This window comes from Pseudomonas sp. NA-150 (assembly GCF_044336365.1).
Lineage (GTDB): Bacteria > Pseudomonadota > Gammaproteobacteria > Pseudomonadales > Pseudomonadaceae > Aquipseudomonas.
Window position 1 is genome coordinate 5,953,087 of sequence record NZ_CP172305.1, and the last position, 14,934, is coordinate 5,968,020.

A 14,934-nucleotide genomic window follows, 5' to 3' on the forward strand; every position below is an offset into this window, starting at 1 on the left:
GGGCGGCGATGTGTCAGGCTTGTTCCACACCCGTAATCAGCTCACTGCTGAGCCAATTGGCGAGCAGCGCGCCAATCCGGGCCACCCCTTCGTCGTCGCCAAGGCGCTCGACGAGCAGGTCGCACAATTCGGCGAAACTGCCGTTCTGTTGCAGATGCACCAGGGCTTCACGCTCCAGCGCATCCACTTGCTTGAGGCGCGACATCAACTGGCGACGCCAGACGATCAGCCCATGGGGCTGCGCGAGCATTTGGCCTTCCGGCGGCTGCGTGCCGTCCTGCAAGGCCGACCAGATGTCTTCCGCGTTGGTGGTGATGACACAGGTCAGCAGTGACGGCGTCAGGTGCAGTCTGGCGTTGTCCCAATCGACGGTCGCCAGCGCCTCCACGGTCAGTGGCTCGGCATCGGCGGCGACGAACGATTCGTTCAGCGCCGACTCGATCCACGCCAGCTCATGTACATCCGGGTTGTCCGGAAACACCTCGAGCAGGGTCTGGTGAAAGCCCTCGGGATACGCGTCCAGTGTCCAGGCATGCGGTGGATGGTTGTCGATGTGGGCCACGGCGGCGCTGAGAAACGCGTCTTCGCCGATCCACGCCCGCACCTGCGGGAATGCCGCTTCTAGGCAGCCCATCAGCTGCGCCCGGTAGTTGTTCTGATAAACCTCGAGCCCGGCGATGGTGGTAGCGCCCAGACGCACAGCGGCGATGTGCGAAGCACTGACCAGCCAGGCTTGAAAGTCGCGCTGCATGTCGGCGAGGCTCATGCGACCTCCCCAACACGCAGTTGTGCTTCGATGGCACCGAACTTGCGCGCGATCGCCAGCTCGTCGAGCAGGTCGACCAGCGGAGGGATTTCGTCGTCCCGTTCGATCATGGTCGCCACCGGGCCGAGCAAGGAAATGGCCTTGGCGTACAGCGCCCATACGTCGGCGCACACCGGGCTGTCATGGGTATCGATCAGCAGCTCGCGGCCCTGGCTATGGCCGGCAAGGTGGATTTGCCGCACCCGCTCGGCCGGAATCCCGTCGAGGAACGCCAACGCGTCGAAACCGTGATTGCTCGCACTAACGAAGACGTTGTTAACGTCGAGGATCAAGTCGCAACCGGTGCGCTTGGCCATCTGCGCGATGAACTCCCATTCGGTCATCGAAGCGCCAGCGAAGGCCAGGTAGCTGGAAGGATTCTCGAACAACATCGGCCGGCCAAGAATGTCCTGAGCCATGGAGATGTTGGCGCAGACAATATCCAGTGCCTCTTGGGTGTAGGGCACAGGCAACAAGTCGTGAGAGTTGAAGCCGTCGATCCGCGACCAGCTCAGGTGGTCGGAGACGAACAGTGGCTGGACCTCATCGACCAGCGATTTGAGGCGACGCAGATAGTCGCGATCAAGCCCATCGGCCGAGCCGATGGACATGGAAACACCGTGCAGCGCGACCGGATGCCGCTCGCGGATCTGGCGCAGGATATGGCGGGGTTGGCCGCCTTCGACCATGAAGTTCTCGGAGATGACCTCAACGAAATCGACGGGGACAGTGGTCTCGAGAAAGTCGCGGTAGTGCTCCTTGCGCAGGCCAAGGCCATATCCGGAGAAAACGGAATTGATAACAGTCATCGCGCGTACTCGGCTGAAGGAATAAGGGGGACGGGCCTGCGCAAAATCAGACCCGTCGCCGGGTATTACTTAGGTTCGGTCAGGGTGCCGCCGGCGCCCAGGCATTCGGTCTTGGTCTTGACCACCACGCCTTGGCCTTTGCAGCTGTTCAGGCCTTTGCAATCGTTCTTGGCGGTGGCGCACAGGCTCTGGCCTTTGCAGCTGTTGACGCCGTAGCAACGGCCCGGCGCTTCTTTCTCGTCAGCACTGGCGGAAGCGGCGAACGAAGCGGATGCCAGGGCGATCAGGCCAGCGGCGGCAGCGATGCTGAAACGGGATTTCATCGACATAGTCATGGTGTTCTCCAGAATGGATAAGGGGTGTGGCAAAGGGAGTTGGGGTGTTTACTTAACGGCCAGGGCCGCTTCTTCGATCACTTTCGCGACCTCTTCAGGCTGCGACATGTACACCGCGTGGCTGGCCTTGATTTCGGTCACTTTCGAACCGGCACGCTTGTACATCCAACGCTGCAAGTCCGGGCTCAGGGCGCGGTCTTCCGTGCTGACGATTCCGTAGGTCGGCTTGTTGTGCCAGGCTGCGGCCCACACCTGAGTGGCGAACGAGGACGCCGTGACTGGCACTTGGGAAGCGGCCATGAAGTCGGTGCGGTTGGTGGTCAGGTCGGCGGCGAAGTCAGCGTTGAACTTGGCTCGGTCGAAAAACAGATGACCATCCTGCGTAGCCTTCACGTCATCGCTCGGCGACGGCATGGAGCGCAGCAGTTGGCCGGAGGTCTCGCCCACTTCCGGCTGCAGACCGGCGACGTAGACCAGCGCCTTCACTTTGTCGCGAACACCGGCGATGGAAATCACGGTGCCGCCCGAGCTGTGGCCGACCAGTACCACTGGGCCGACTTGCTGATCGAGGATTTCACGGGTCGCAGCGACGTCGGCGTCCAGCGAGGTGTGCGGTTGCTGCACGACGCTGACGTGGTAGCCCTTGTGAATCAGGATGTCGTGGACGACATGCCAGCCCGAGCCGTCGACGAACGCACCGTGAACGATCACGATGTTTTTGGCGCCGGCTGGCGCAGCAGGTTCGGCGGCCGACACCAGCATCGGTGCAGCAAGGGCCAGGGCAGTCAGAGCAAAGGTCGGTATCAAACGCATGGTGCTTCTCCACAGGCTCAAACAGCCTGGTGTTGTGGTTGAAAAGATTCGGTATCAGTTACGAACGCTTGCGACGCAGCAGGTGATCCAGCGACCAGGTACCACCGCCATACGCGATCAGCGGCAGCAGCAATCCGGCCCAGCTCAGGTGCGTCGACCACGCATCCGGGTACACAAAGATCTCGATGACCGCAGTCATGCCCAACAAGGCCAGCGCGGCGGGCCGGGTCAGCAGGCCCAGCACCAGCAGAATCGGGAACAGATGCTCCGAGTAGGTCGCCAGATGTGCAGCCAGATCAGACGAGATCAGCGGCAGCGCGTACTCCGAACGGAACAATTCGTAAGTCGTCGGCTTGATCGTCAGCAGCCCTGAGACCTTGGTGCGGCCCGAGAGGTAGAACACTGAAGCGATGCCGATTCGAGCGACTAGCAGCACCAGCGCGTCGGGCAGCAAGCCGGTCAGGCGCTCGGCTTTGACTCCGAGAGCTAAGCGGCTCATCACGATTTTTCCGTCAGCGAGCCGTAGCCCTTGGGTGTCTTGATCTGCACGCAGGTGCCCTTCTCAACCAGGATCCAGGCGTTGCCTTGGTAGTCGGCTTTCGAGGTGGCGGCGCAAGAAGTACCGGCGCCAGCAGCGCAGTCGTTCTGGCCGGCGAGGGAAACGCCGAAGCACTTCTCCATCGGCTTTTGTGCTTCGTCAGCGTGGGCAGTCGAGGCCAGTGCGCTCAGCGACAATGCGAGGGTGGCGGCAAGGGCGGCGTATGTGCTTTTCATGTTCGGCTCCGAGTTAACAAAGAATTGAACCGAAGGTGAGCGCCCTGTCTGAGCGGTTGTGCAGAGAACCGGCAGCGCCATTCGGTAATGCAGAGTTAATCGCAGGCGTGTATCTGCTCTGTGTCCTGCCCTCCCCCAAAAAACAAGCGCGTGTATCTCGTGGGTGTCTGTACACACTGTGATACATAGCGTTTAAACACCCGGTTTACGGGAGGGCGGAAAGCAAAACGCCCCGCAAGTGCGGGGCGTTTTGTTTGGTTTGGTGCGGGGAATAACGGTAGGAGCGAGCTTGCTCGCGATCTGCCGCACAGCGGCAGCAAAACCGGATATTGCGATATATCAGGTACAGCCGAAAAACCGGGTTTACGACTGCTGCGCAGCCGATCGCGAGCAAGCGCGCTCCTACAATGAAAGCGGCAGCCGGGTTCTTACTTAGGCTCGGTCAGAGTACCGCCAGCGCCCAGGCATTCGGTCTTGGTCTTGACGATCACGCCCTGGCCTTTGCAACTGTTGAGGCCTTTGCAGTCGTTTTTGGCGGTGGCGCACAGGCTTTGGCCTTTGCAGCTGTTGACGCCATAGCAACGGCCTGGCGCTTCTTTTTCGTCAGCGCTGGCAGAGGCGGCGAATGACGCGGAAGCCAGTGCGATCAGGCCAGCGGCGGCAGCGATGCTGAAACGGGATTTCATCGACATAGTCATGGTGTTTTATCCAGAGTTATAGGGTTTGGATTGCTTACTTAGCGTTGATGGCAGCTTCTTCGATCACTTTCGCGACTAACTCAGGCTGCGAGATGTACACGGCGTGGCTGGCCTTGATTTCGGTCACTTTCGAACCGGCGCGTGTGTACATCCAGCGCTGCAAATCCGGACTCATGGCGCGGTCGTCAGTGGCAACAATTCCGTAGGTTGGCTTGCTGCGCCACACCGCTGCGGTGCTCGGCGTGCCGAGGTTGGCCTGGGTGATCGGCACCTGCGACAGCGCCATGAAATTGGTGCGATTAACTTCCAGATCCGCGGCGAAATCGTCATGGAATTTGGCCGGATCAAAGGTGCTGTAACCGGCAAAGTCAGTCTTCACGTCATCGCTTGGCTGAGGCATCGAGCGCAACAGCTGGCCCGAGGTTTCGCCGACTTCAGGCTGCAAAGCGGCGACATACACCAGCGACTTCACCTTGCCGCGAGTGCCGGCGTTAGAGATCACCGAACCGCCGGTGCCATGACCGACGAGCACCACGGTGCCGACTTGCTTCCACAGTTCTTTCTGGGTGGCGGCGATGTCTGCTTCCAGCGAGGTGTGCGACGGCTGCACGACCGTCACCTTGTAGCCCTTCCAATACAGAATGTCCGACACAACGCGCCAGCCTGAGCCGTCGGTGAATTCACCGGGAACGATGACAATATTCTTGGCGCCAGGCGGTGTCGGCAGGTCGGCTGCCGAAGCGAACATCGGCGCGGCAAAGGCCATGGCAGCCATGGCCAGGGTCGGAACAAAACGCATGGTGAATCTCCGCAGGCTTATGCACCTGGTGGTGTGAATGAAAAAATTCGCTGAGTTACACGCGTTTGCTTACGACTTTTCGATCAGCGAGCCGTAGCCTTTGGGGGTTTTGATCTGCACGCAGGTGCCCTTGTCGACCAGGACCCAGGCGTTACCCTGGTAGTCGGCTTTAGACGTGGCGGCGCAAGAAGTACCAGCACCAGCGGCGCAATCGTTCTGGCCCGCGAGGGAAACGCCGAAGCACTTCTCCATCGGCTTCTGCGCTTCGTCAGCGTGGGCAGTGGAAGCCAGGGCGCTCAGCGACAGTGCGAGAGTGGCGGCGAGGGCGGCGTATTTGCTTTTCATGGTCAGCTCCTGGGGAACAAAGGAATGAACCGACGGTGAATGCCCTTCCTGAGAAGTTGTGCTGAGGAATCGGCAGCGCCATTCGGTCAGCAAAGTAAAACGCAGGCGTGTATCTGCTCTGTGTCCTGCCCATACCTGAAAAACACGCGCGTGTATCACATGGGTGCTGATACACACTGTGATACACAGCCTTGGCGAATGCGGGGGCGTTTGTGTTGGCTGAAGTCGAGATCTGCTACGAAGCGATAGCGGGGTAGTTGTGTAAATAAATATGAAGACATAATAAAAAAATTTGCGCACAACCCGCCTAAAACCGCTGTATTTGAAGGTCAGCGGCAAAATTAAAATGTGCAGAAAAATGTGAAGGTGTAAGCTCCAATCTCGCGCTTCGCCCAGGAAGGCAATTGCATGTCACTCATCACTCACAAGTCATGGCTTGATCCAATTCTGCCTGACGACTTGCCCCCTTGATCCGGCCGTCAGCTTGGCGACGGCACACTGCTGATACCGGGGGAGCTGAGATCCAGGTCGGGGCGACCTGGATGGGCGCGGGCAAATGTCGCGCAGGCACTACTTCGAGTTCATCGAATTCATGCTCGATGTCTGCAATGACCAGATTGACTACATGACGTTGGCACTCAATCCCGAGTCGCTGAGCATCCGCGTACTCCGGGCATTCAAAACCAATGAGCGCATTCTCGATCAAGGCATCCGCCCCGAAACCGCGAAAGCAGTCCACAGTCTTATTCTCCAGGGAAAAATCCCGCGCAACGACTTCAAGTCGTTCATGGGGCTGACACCCCGCCCCGCTATCGATCAACTGACCAAGCTGATCGACATCGGTCTGGTCGAAAGTGAAACACCAAAATCACGGACCGTAATGCCAGGCTTCCCCGTGTGGTTTGCACAGGACATCTTCCCGGATCTTCATCACCGTATTCGGTAGCCAAACAGCAGCATCCGCTGCGCCAGAGACGCCGCCTTCGCAGTCTAATTGATGGTCCGCGTCAGGCTTCAGCCCGAAGCGGACTTGCCAGCGCCAGGGTCGGTGCAGGATCCAGTTCCACGGAGAAGCAGCAGCCATTCGGCTCAAGGCTGCGCAACGACACCTGCCAGTGCTGGTTTTCACAGATGCGCTGCACCAGCGACAAGCCCAGGCCGAGCCCTTCACCACGCTGTTCATCGCCCCGGACGAACGGTTTGAATATCGCTTGTTGCATCTCTTCGGGAATCCCGATGCCGCTGTCTTCAACCGAGAAGCTGCTGGCGTGCAAGGTCAAGCGAATGAAGCCGGTGTCGGTGTAGTGCCAGGCGTTGCGCAACAGGTTGCCCATCACCGAGTGCAGCAAAGTGTCGTTGTATTGGGTGGGTGAGCTGTCGTCGCGCACGTAGATCAATTCAATGCCTTTCTCGGCGATGGGCTTTTTCCACAGGTCGATCAGCTCATCGGCGGTCTCCGCCAGGGTCGAGCGAGGCCCGTTGCGCCCTTCGTTGGCTTCAACCCGCGCCAGCATCAGGAAGGTTTCCACCAATTGGCTCATGCCGGCACTGGCGCGTGAGATTCTTCGCACCTGATTGCGCGAACGTTCATCGATGGCCGGGTTTTCCAGGAGCAATTCGCAGGAACTGGCGAGCACCATCAACGGCGTCCGCAACTCGTGACTGACATCGCTGGTGAACATCTTTTCGCGGACCAGGGCGGCGTGCAGACGACCAAGGGTGGCGTCGAACGACACCGCGAGCTCCCCCACTTCATCGCTGGCATAGCTTGGCGACAGCGCCGGGGCCATCTCCAGAATTTGATCGCGGTAACGCACCTGACGCGACAGGGTCACCACCGGCGCCATGACTCGCCGCGCCAACAAACGCCCGAGCAGAATCGCCAGCAGGATGCTCAGAATGAAGCCGACGAACACGATGGAGAACAGAATCTGTTCGCGCTCTTCGAAGTTGCGCTGGTCGCGCAGCAATACATATTTGCGCCCTGAGACCACTTCGACCATCACGTAGTACGCCGTTTCGCCACGGTGCAGCTCATGGAAACCGGGTTCGAAGTCTTTCACGTCGTCGACCAGTGCCAAATCGCCCTTGCCGCCTTCGACGTAGAACAGCTCTTCCTTCTCCGGTTTATGGCTCCAGTTATCGACGTAGTCCATCACCAGCAGCCGACGCAGGTCACGACCCAGACTGGCCGTGGTCAGCTTTTTTTCGACGACGTGCACGGTGGCAATGATACCGACCGCGAAAAAGCCGGCCACCAACACGCTCATCAACGCAAAGACCAGAACGATCCGCTGCTTGAGGCTGTGTTTGATGCCTATGGATTTCCAGAATTTCAACGACATTCGGGTATGCACGTACGAAGAAGGCGCCGGAGTGATGCCAATAGGCGGGATGATACCAATCATCCCGCCTATTGAGGGGCCTTCAGTTTGCCGCGTTTATTCCGGCTTGCGGTACGACTCAATGATCGCCGAGAAATCTTTGCCGCCTTCCCCGCGCAAACTCATGGCCTGATACAACTGCTGCGCGACAGCCCCGAGGATCACCGGTTGGTGCGCAACCCGCGCCGCTTCGGTGGCCAGGCCAAGGTCCTTGAGCATCAGTTCGGCACCGAAACCACCGGTGTAACCGCGCGAAGCCGGTGCCGTTTCAACAATCCCCGGCCACGGGTTGTACATCTCCGAGCTCCAGCAACGTCCGGTGGAGCTGTTGATGATACCGGCCAGCACCCCGGTATCGATGCCCAGGGTGTTGCCCAGCGCCATCGCTTCGGCGACGCCGATCATCGAGATGCCCAACAGCATGTTGTTGCAGATTTTGGCGATTTGCCCGGTGCCGATATCGCCGCAGTGGACGATGTTCTTGCCCATCTGCGACAACACCGGCTTGAGCACTTCGAAATGCTCGGCGCTGGCACCGACCATAAAGGTCAGGGTGCCCGCCTGCGCGCCGCCAGTGCCGCCCGACACCGGCGCGTCGCCCAGCACGACGCCTTGCTTGGCCGCCGCCGCCGCCACGTCACGAATGGTCTGCGGATCGATGGTGCTGCAATCCACCGCCGGAACACCGCGACCGATGCCGGCCAGTACGCCGTCTTCGTTCAGGTACACGCTGCGCACATGGGCAGCGGCCGGCAGCATGGTGATCACCAGCTCGACGCCTTGTGCTGCGTCCTTCGGCGAGCTGCTGGCAGTGGCGCCCAAAGCAGCCAGTTCGGCCAGCACGGTTTTGTTGAGATCAAACAGGTTCAGTGAATGACCGGCCTTGATCAGGTTACGGGCCATCGGCGCGCCCATGTTGCCCAGGCCGATAAATGCAATGTTCATCGTTGTTTCTCCCTGAAAACTCAGCGCAGATTGATTGTGGTGTTCACACCATCGTTGACGCTGTCGTCATCGAACCAACGACTGGTGACCGTCTTGGTCTGAGTATAGAACTGCACCACTTGCTTGCCGTACGGGCCCAGATCGCCGAGTTTCGAACCACGAGAGCCAGTAAAGCTGAAGAACGGGACTGGCACTGGAATCGGAATATTGATGCCGACCTGACCGATATCGATCTCGTTCTGAAACTTGCGGGCTGCGGCGCCGCTTTGGGTAAACAGGCCGGTGCCGTTGCCATAGGGGTTGGCGTTGACCAGCGCAATCGCTTGATCAAGGGTGTCGACTTCCAACACCACCAGTACCGGGCCGAAGATTTCCTGGGTGTAGATCTGCATCTCAGTGGTCACCCCGGAAAACAGGGTCGGGCCAATGAAGTTGCCGTCTTCAAAACCCGGAACCGAGATCCCGCGGCCGTCCAGTTCCAGCTTGGCGCCTTCCTGGACACCGCTTTCGATCAGGCTCAGCACACGCTCCTTGGCGCGCTTGGAAACCAGTGGTCCGACATCCGTACCCGGCTCGCTGCCGGCATTGACCTTGAGTTTCTGCGCCAGCACTTTGAGGTCCGGCAGCCATTGTTTCGACGCACCGACCAACACCACCACCGACGTCGCCATGCAACGCTGGCCGGCAGCACCAAAACCGGCACCCACCAGCGCATTCAGGGTTTGTTCACGGTTGGCATCCGGCAGCACCACGGCGTGGTTCTTCGCGCCCATCATCGATTGCACGCGCTTGCCGTGTTTGCCCGCCAGGTCGTAGACGTGGGTACCGACCGCCGTCGAGCCGACGAACGACACCGCCTTGATGTCTTTGTGGGTGCAGATGCCGTCCACCACATCCTTGCCGCCATGGACCACGTTCAGTACGCCGGCTGGCACGCCCGCTTCCACCGCCAGCTCCACCAGTAACATGGTCGACAGCGGATCTTGCTCGGACGGTTTGAGGACGAAGGTGTTACCGCAGGCGATGGCCATCGGGAACATCCACAGCGGGATCATCGCCGGGAAGTTGAAGGGCGTGATCCCGGCACAAACACCAATTGGCTGACGCAAGGTGTAGGTATCGACCCCGCCCGCGACGTTTTCGGCGAATTCGCCCATCTGCAGCGTGCCGATGGAGCACGCGTGTTCGACCACTTCCAGACCACGGAAGATATCGCCTTCCGCGTCGGCGATGGTTTTGCCTTGCTCGGCGCTCAGCACCACGGCGATGCGCTTGGAGTGTTCACGAATCAACGCCTGCAGCTTGAGCATGATGCGCATCCGCGCACCGATCGGGGTGTGGCGCCAGGTCTGGAACGCGGTGTGCGCGGCAGCCACGGCGGCATCGAGTTCGGACGGGGTGGCGAAAGGCACTTGGGCCAGCACTTCCTGGGTCGCCGGGTTGACGATGTCGCGCCATTCATTGGTTTGCGAATCGATCCATTCACCACCGATCAGCAGTTTCACGCGGGCTACAGCAGTGTTGTTCTTATTGAGTGAAGCGTTCATTACGGTTCTCCAGGTTTCGAGCGCGCTCTTGGTAGAAGCGGCAGAAAAATTCAGGGTTAGTGCGCACTCAGGCGGCGCGGTGCCGTGCCGGATCGGGTTTCATCAAGGCGGTGCAGACCAGCGCAATCGCCGCCATGCCGATCAGATAAGCGATGACGTAATGCGGGTTACCTTGAGCGTAGGCCAGCAATTGGGTAGCGATCATTGGTGCGAAGCCACCGCCGAGCACACCGGCCAGTTGCACCGAGACCGAGATCCCGCTGTAGCGGATTTCCGCCGGGAATTGCCGGGCAAACAGTAACGACTCAGGCGCATACAAAATCGGGAACACCACGCCCACCGCCAGCACCATGGCCCACCAGACCAACAGCGGCTCGCGGGTGCCGAGCATGGCGAAGAACGGATAAACGAAAGCGCACAGCAACAATAGCCCAGCGAAATACAACCGACGCTGACCGACTTTGTCCGACAGATGGCCACACAACGGCATGGTGATCAGCGACAACGCGGCACCGGCAGTGATGGCATTCAGTACGTCGCCACGCGGGATTTGCAGCTGGTTGGCAGCGTAGGCCAGGGCGAAGGTCACCGACATGTAGAACCAGGCGTTTTCCGCGGTGCGGGCGCCGATGATGGTCAGGGTTTCCCGTGGGTGCTCGCGCAGAACTTTGAACAGCGGCACTTTGACGGCGATGTTCTGTTTCTTCAGTTTCTCGAAGTCTGGTGATTCCGGGACTTTCAGACGGATCAGCCAACCCACACCGAGCAACACGATGCTGGCGATAAACGGCAGACGCCAGCCCCAGGCCAACATGTCCGCTTCCGGCAGCTTGGCCACCAGGCCCATGGCCAGCGACGCCAGCACCAAACCTGCGCCAACACCGGTTTGCGGCAGGCTGCCGTAGAAACCTTTCTTACCTTCGGGCGCATGTTCGACGGCCATCAGCACCGCCCCGCCCCACTCGCCGCCGACCGCCATGCCTTGCAGGAAGCGCATCAACACCAGAATCAGCGCGGCCCAATAACCGATCTGGTCATAGGTCGGGATCAGGCCAATGACGATGGTCGGTATCCCCATCATCATCAGCGTCATCAACAGCATCGACTTGCGGCCGATCTTGTCGCCAAAGTGGCCGAAAATGATGCCGCCCAACGGACGACCGAGAAAGCCCACGGCATAGGTGGCGAACGCGGCCAACACACCGCTGATCGGGTCCAGGGCAGGGAAAAATATTTTGTTGAAGATCAGCGCGGCTGCGGTGCCGTAGAGGAAAAAATCGTACCACTCGATGGTGGTCCCGGCCATGCTGGCAGCGCCGGCGAGCCGATAGGATTTGCTTTTCTTTGGCGTGGCGGTAGTGGTGCTGGCACTTACATTACCGGCGTCCACGGTTGTAGCGTTCTTCATAAACTCCTCCGCTTATTATTGTTGTGCAGGGTGTTATGGCATGTAGCGTTCGTGTTCGGTGTTGCGAGCAAGCCTGTTGGTCAATGGGCTGAATCGGAGTATATGTGTGCAAACTTCTAATAAGAACGCACATAAAAGCCGGACCAACATGCAAAAAAACATCACCTCTTTGAATCTGCTGAACTGGGACGACCTGAAGTTTTTCCTGGAAGTCGCCCGCACCCGCAAAGCCAGCACCGCCGCCAAGCGCCTGGCAGTGGACTACACCACCGTATCGCGGCGGATCAATGCGCTGGAAGCTTCGCTGGGTACGTTGCTGTTCGAAAAATCGCGTAACAGCGGTTTCATCCTCACCGCCGAGGGCCAGCGTTTACTGGGGTATGCCGAGTCGATCGAAAGCACCCTGCACCTGGCGTGCGAGCAGGTGTCGGGCTCGGGCGTAGCGCTGTCCGGGCATGTGCGCATGGGCTGCACCGAAGGTTTCGGCACTTTTTTCATCACCCCGCAGCTCACCCGTTTTCTCGAGGCCTACCCGGCAATTTCGGTGGACATCCTGCCGCTGCCGCACTTCATCAGCCTGTCCAAGCGCGAGGCGGATATCGTCATCGCCCTGGAGCGCCCGGAACATGGCCCGTACGTGTGCTGCAAGCTGTGCGATTACAACCTGCGCCTGTACGCGACCCAGGAATACCTCGACCGCCACCCGCCCATTCAGCGCAGTGCAGACCTCGCCGATCATCAGTTCATCAGCTACGTCGACGACCTGGCCTTCAGTTCGGAGCTGCTGTACCTGAGCAACTTATTACCCGGCGCCAGCGCCAACCTGCGCAGTACCAGCGTGATCGCGCAGTACGTGGCGGCGTTGCAAGGGCGCGGGCTAGCGATATTGCCGTGCTTTTTGGCGGCACAGGATCTGAGGCTACTGCCGGTTCTGGAAAGTGAAGTGAATGTAACGCGGCATTTTTGGATGTACTGCCGGGAGGACTTACGCAAGCTGAAGCGGATTACGCTGTTGTGGGATTACATCCGCAGCGTGACGGAACAGAACCAGGCGTTTTTGTTAGGGAATTCGGTGGAGATGCTGTTTGCCGAGTAATGGCAGTTCATACAGCCTACACAGGCGATTTGTGCGTCGGTTTCAATACTTCAGAAATCTCTGAACTATCGATTTGAGCTTTCCTATTCTTCCCGCTGACGTGCCGCCCCTAAGATCAGCAAACAATAACGGGACCGAATCCTCAGAGAATCGGCCCACGGATTTCTTTTTCTGCTGCCCATTGTTGCCCGACCCGGCTTAGGCCGTTGTCGTGCTGTGTCGTAGCCAGAGGAATTGAGGTCGCCGATGAAACTGGAAATTTTTCGTACGCTTTGGGGTTATACCGCCAGCAAGACCCAGGCGATGGAGGAGCTGCTCGAAGCCGGCTTCGACGGCATGGAAGCGCGTCTGCCGCTGGAAGGTGGTGAGCGTGCGGAGTTTGGCGCCTTTCTGCGCAGCAACCGACTGCCCTACATCAGTACCGTTTTCACCGCCTACAACGTCCTCCCCGAACAGGCCGCTCCGGTCGCCGAACACCTCGATGATCTCGATAACAAGCTCGCCTGGGCCGCGGAGCTGTCGCCGCGTTTCGTCAATGTGCTGGCCGGCAATGACCGCTGGCAGTTGCCGCAACAGGTGGACTTCTTTGGCCGGGCGCTGGAGCTGGCGCAAAAACACGGCCAAACCTGCTGCTTTGAAACCCATCGCTCACGCTCGCTGTTCAATCCCTGGGTCACCCTCGAACTGATTCGGCAGCTGCCTGACTTGCGCTTCACCAGCGACATTAGCCATTGGATCGTCACCTGCGAACGCCTGCTCGACGATCCCGAAGATGACCTCAGCGCCTTCGTTGATCGCGTGCATCACATCCAGGCTCGGGTCGGCTATGACCAAGGTCCGCAAGTCCCGCACCCCGCTGCCCCGGAATACGCCAAGGAGCTGGCTTTCCATCAGCAGCACTGGGAAGCCATCTGGCGCTCGCAGCAGGCGCGCGGCTTCCAGGTCAGCACCCTGACGCCTGAATTTGGCGCCGACGGTTACTTGCATCACCTACCATTCACCAACGTTCCGGTGGCCGATCTGTGGTCATTGAACGTGTGGATGGCCAAGGCTCAGCGCGAACATTTCAAACGCTTCACTCATTCGTCCCGCACTTAAGGAGCGCTTCGTCATGTCCGAACTCTCTACAGCCGCCGCGCCAGTCGCTGCTAACTTCAACAGCATTCCGGTGGTGGATATCGCGGGACTGTTCAGCGCCGACCTGGCACAGCGTCAGGCAGTCGCCAATGAACTGGGCGCTGCCGCCCGCGAAGTCGGCTTTCTCTACATCAAGAACCACGGCATCGAAGCGCATTTGATCCAGGGCCTGTATCAGGCAGCCAAGGACTTCTTCGATCAGTCGTTCGACACCAAGATGCAGCATTACATCGGCACCTCGAAGACCCACAAAGGCTTCGTGCCGGAGGGCGAAGAGGTCTACGCCAAGGGCAAACCCGATCACAAGGAAGCCTTCGACGTTGGTTTCGAAGTGCCCGCCAATGACCCGTTGGTGCTGGCCAACACGCCGTTGCTCGGCCCTAACGAATGGCCATTGCTGCCGGGCTTCAAGGAATCGGTGCAGGCCTATTACGCGGCGATCTTCGCACTGGGTCGCCGCCTGTTCGACGGCTTTGCCCTGGCATTGGGCCTGGAAGAGGGCTATTTCGATGCGATGGTCACCCGTCCGCCATCGAAATTGCGCTTGATCCACTATCCATTCGACGACGCCGCCCAGGATGCGCCCGGTATTGGTGCACACACTGACTACGAGTGCTTCACCATCTTGCTCGCCGACAAACCGGGCCTGGAAGTTATGAACGATCAAGGCCAATGGATCGACGCGCCACCCGTGGCAGACGCCTTCGTGGTCAACATCGGCGACATGCTCGAAGTCATGACCGCTGGTACGTTCGTTGCTACTGCTCATCGGGTCAGAACGGTGAGCGAAGAGCGTTATTCCTTCCCGCTGTTCTACGCCTGCGACTTCCACACTCAGATCAAGCCGCTGCCGCAGTTCGCCCAAGCGGGCACGGATTACGAGGAGATCGCCATTGGTGAGCACATGTTCGGCCAGGCCTTGCAGACCTATCAGTACTTACGCAAACGCGTGGAAAACGGCGAGATCGCTTTGCCGGAAAAAGCCCGCAAACCGTCGAGCTTCGGCCACCTGAAAAACCAGGCTGCAGATGCGCCGTAA

General features: G+C 59.4%; 17 protein-coding genes. 4 read left to right on the forward strand and 13 right to left on the reverse strand.

Annotated features, from left to right (window positions below; genetic code table 11):
- Window positions 1–13 precede the first annotated feature (13 nt).
- The 9 genes from ACF0H7_RS27905 to ACF0H7_RS27945 form a co-directional block, all read right to left on the reverse strand.
- A complete protein-coding gene (locus ACF0H7_RS27905; RefSeq protein ID WP_397450036.1) occupies window positions 14–766 on the reverse strand; it encodes a putative DNA-binding domain-containing protein in 753 nt (250 codons plus the stop codon).
- Window positions 763–1,614: a DUF692 domain-containing protein gene (locus ACF0H7_RS27910; protein ID WP_397450037.1), complete on the reverse strand. Its 852-nt coding sequence runs from the start codon at window positions 1,612–1,614 to the stop codon at window positions 763–765. Before ACF0H7_RS27910 ends, ACF0H7_RS27905 begins: the two co-directional genes overlap by 4 nt.
- Before the next feature lie 65 nt (window positions 1,615–1,679).
- Window positions 1,680–1,949, reverse strand: coding sequence for a hypothetical protein (locus tag ACF0H7_RS27915; protein WP_397450038.1), 270 nt, complete (start codon window positions 1,947–1,949; stop codon window positions 1,680–1,682).
- Between the two features lie 48 nt (window positions 1,950–1,997).
- A complete protein-coding gene (locus ACF0H7_RS27920) occupies window positions 1,998–2,762 on the reverse strand; it encodes an alpha/beta fold hydrolase (protein WP_397450039.1) in 765 nt (254 codons plus the stop codon).
- Window positions 2,763–2,820: 58 nt separating this feature from the next.
- On the reverse strand, window positions 2,821–3,261 hold the full coding sequence (locus ACF0H7_RS27925) for a DoxX family protein (protein WP_397450040.1): 441 nt from the start codon (window positions 3,259–3,261) through the stop codon (window positions 2,821–2,823).
- Window positions 3,261–3,536, reverse strand: a complete 276-nt coding sequence (locus ACF0H7_RS27930) for a DUF2282 domain-containing protein (protein WP_397450041.1) — start codon at window positions 3,534–3,536, stop codon at window positions 3,261–3,263. The genes ACF0H7_RS27925 and ACF0H7_RS27930 overlap by 1 nt, the downstream gene beginning before the upstream one ends.
- 428 nt (window positions 3,537–3,964) lie before the next feature.
- Window positions 3,965–4,234 (reverse strand): hypothetical protein, encoded by a 270-nt coding sequence (locus ACF0H7_RS27935; RefSeq protein WP_397450042.1) that lies wholly within the window; start codon window positions 4,232–4,234, stop codon window positions 3,965–3,967.
- A 34-nt stretch (window positions 4,235–4,268) separates the two neighbouring features.
- Entirely contained in the window at window positions 4,269–5,033 is a 765-nt protein-coding gene (locus ACF0H7_RS27940; protein WP_397450043.1) for an alpha/beta hydrolase, read from the reverse strand.
- A 69-nt stretch (window positions 5,034–5,102) separates the two neighbouring features.
- Entirely contained in the window at window positions 5,103–5,378 is a 276-nt protein-coding gene (locus tag ACF0H7_RS27945; RefSeq protein WP_397450044.1) for a DUF2282 domain-containing protein, read from the reverse strand.
- A gap of 556 nt (window positions 5,379–5,934) precedes the next feature.
- On the opposite strand from ACF0H7_RS27945, the gene ACF0H7_RS27950 reads away from it, so the two are divergent.
- Window positions 5,935–6,324 carry a hypothetical protein gene (locus ACF0H7_RS27950; protein ID WP_397450045.1) on the forward strand — a complete coding sequence of 130 codons (390 nt, stop codon included), beginning with the start codon at window positions 5,935–5,937 and terminating at the stop codon, window positions 6,322–6,324.
- Between the two features lie 61 nt (window positions 6,325–6,385).
- Here ACF0H7_RS27950 and ACF0H7_RS27955 read toward each other — a convergent pair whose 3' ends face one another.
- From ACF0H7_RS27955 to ACF0H7_RS27970, 4 genes are all read right to left on the reverse strand, one after another.
- Window positions 6,386–7,699, reverse strand: a complete 1,314-nt coding sequence (locus ACF0H7_RS27955; RefSeq protein ID WP_397454042.1) for a sensor histidine kinase — start codon at window positions 7,697–7,699, stop codon at window positions 6,386–6,388.
- Between the two features lie 120 nt (window positions 7,700–7,819).
- Entirely contained in the window at window positions 7,820–8,707 is an 888-nt protein-coding gene (mmsB, locus tag ACF0H7_RS27960; RefSeq protein WP_397450046.1) for a 3-hydroxyisobutyrate dehydrogenase, read from the reverse strand.
- Window positions 8,708–8,727: 20 nt separating this feature from the next.
- The gene (locus ACF0H7_RS27965; protein ID WP_397450047.1) at window positions 8,728–10,254 is read right to left on the reverse strand and encodes a CoA-acylating methylmalonate-semialdehyde dehydrogenase; all 1,527 of its coding nucleotides are present in this window, start codon (window positions 10,252–10,254) and stop codon (window positions 8,728–8,730) included.
- Window positions 10,255–10,321: 67 nt separating this feature from the next.
- On the reverse strand, window positions 10,322–11,662 hold the full coding sequence (locus tag ACF0H7_RS27970) for an MFS transporter (RefSeq protein ID WP_397450048.1): 1,341 nt from the start codon (window positions 11,660–11,662) through the stop codon (window positions 10,322–10,324).
- 148 nt (window positions 11,663–11,810) lie between these two features.
- Between ACF0H7_RS27970 and ACF0H7_RS27975 the strand changes: the two genes are divergently transcribed.
- The 3 genes from ACF0H7_RS27975 to ACF0H7_RS27985 all read left to right on the forward strand — a co-directional run bounded on the left by ACF0H7_RS27975 (window position 11,811) and on the right by ACF0H7_RS27985 (window position 14,934).
- Window positions 11,811–12,758, forward strand: coding sequence for a LysR family transcriptional regulator (locus tag ACF0H7_RS27975; protein WP_397454043.1), 948 nt, complete (start codon window positions 11,811–11,813; stop codon window positions 12,756–12,758).
- Between the two features lie 246 nt (window positions 12,759–13,004).
- Window positions 13,005–13,856, forward strand: coding sequence for a sugar phosphate isomerase/epimerase family protein (locus ACF0H7_RS27980; RefSeq protein ID WP_397450049.1), 852 nt, complete (start codon window positions 13,005–13,007; stop codon window positions 13,854–13,856).
- A 13-nt stretch (window positions 13,857–13,869) separates the two neighbouring features.
- Window positions 13,870–14,934 carry an isopenicillin N synthase family dioxygenase gene (locus ACF0H7_RS27985; protein ID WP_397450050.1) on the forward strand — a complete coding sequence of 355 codons (1,065 nt, stop codon included), beginning with the start codon at window positions 13,870–13,872 and terminating at the stop codon, window positions 14,932–14,934.

Coding starts and splice junctions, on each gene's coding strand:
- ACF0H7_RS27925 (WP_397450040.1), bottom strand. CDS start 3,261: ATGAGCCGCTTAGCTCTCGGAGTCAAAGCCGAGCGCCTGACCGGCTTG.
- ACF0H7_RS27965 (WP_397450047.1), bottom strand. CDS start 10,254: ATGAACGCTTCACTCAATAAGAACAACACTGCTGTAGCCCGCGTGAAA.
- ACF0H7_RS27915 (WP_397450038.1), bottom strand. CDS start 1,949: ATGACTATGTCGATGAAATCCCGTTTCAGCATCGCTGCCGCCGCTGGC.
- ACF0H7_RS27920 (WP_397450039.1), bottom strand. CDS start 2,762: ATGCGTTTGATACCGACCTTTGCTCTGACTGCCCTGGCCCTTGCTGCA.
- ACF0H7_RS27945 (WP_397450044.1), bottom strand. CDS start 5,378: ATGAAAAGCAAATACGCCGCCCTCGCCGCCACTCTCGCACTGTCGCTG.
- ACF0H7_RS27970 (WP_397450048.1), bottom strand. CDS start 11,662: ATGAAGAACGCTACAACCGTGGACGCCGGTAATGTAAGTGCCAGCACC.
- ACF0H7_RS27930 (WP_397450041.1), bottom strand. CDS start 3,536: ATGAAAAGCACATACGCCGCCCTTGCCGCCACCCTCGCATTGTCGCTG.
- ACF0H7_RS27980 (WP_397450049.1), top strand. CDS start 13,005: ATGAAACTGGAAATTTTTCGTACGCTTTGGGGTTATACCGCCAGCAAG.
- ACF0H7_RS27985 (WP_397450050.1), top strand. CDS start 13,870: ATGTCCGAACTCTCTACAGCCGCCGCGCCAGTCGCTGCTAACTTCAAC.
- mmsB (WP_397450046.1), bottom strand. CDS start 8,707: ATGAACATTGCATTTATCGGCCTGGGCAACATGGGCGCGCCGATGGCC.
- ACF0H7_RS27935 (WP_397450042.1), bottom strand. CDS start 4,234: ATGACTATGTCGATGAAATCCCGTTTCAGCATCGCTGCCGCCGCTGGC.
- ACF0H7_RS27905 (WP_397450036.1), bottom strand. CDS start 766: ATGAGCCTCGCCGACATGCAGCGCGACTTTCAAGCCTGGCTGGTCAGT.
- ACF0H7_RS27975 (WP_397454043.1), top strand. CDS start 11,811: ATGCAAAAAAACATCACCTCTTTGAATCTGCTGAACTGGGACGACCTG.
- ACF0H7_RS27910 (WP_397450037.1), bottom strand. CDS start 1,614: ATGACTGTTATCAATTCCGTTTTCTCCGGATATGGCCTTGGCCTGCGC.
- ACF0H7_RS27940 (WP_397450043.1), bottom strand. CDS start 5,033: ATGCGTTTTGTTCCGACCCTGGCCATGGCTGCCATGGCCTTTGCCGCG.
- ACF0H7_RS27950 (WP_397450045.1), top strand. CDS start 5,935: ATGTCGCGCAGGCACTACTTCGAGTTCATCGAATTCATGCTCGATGTC.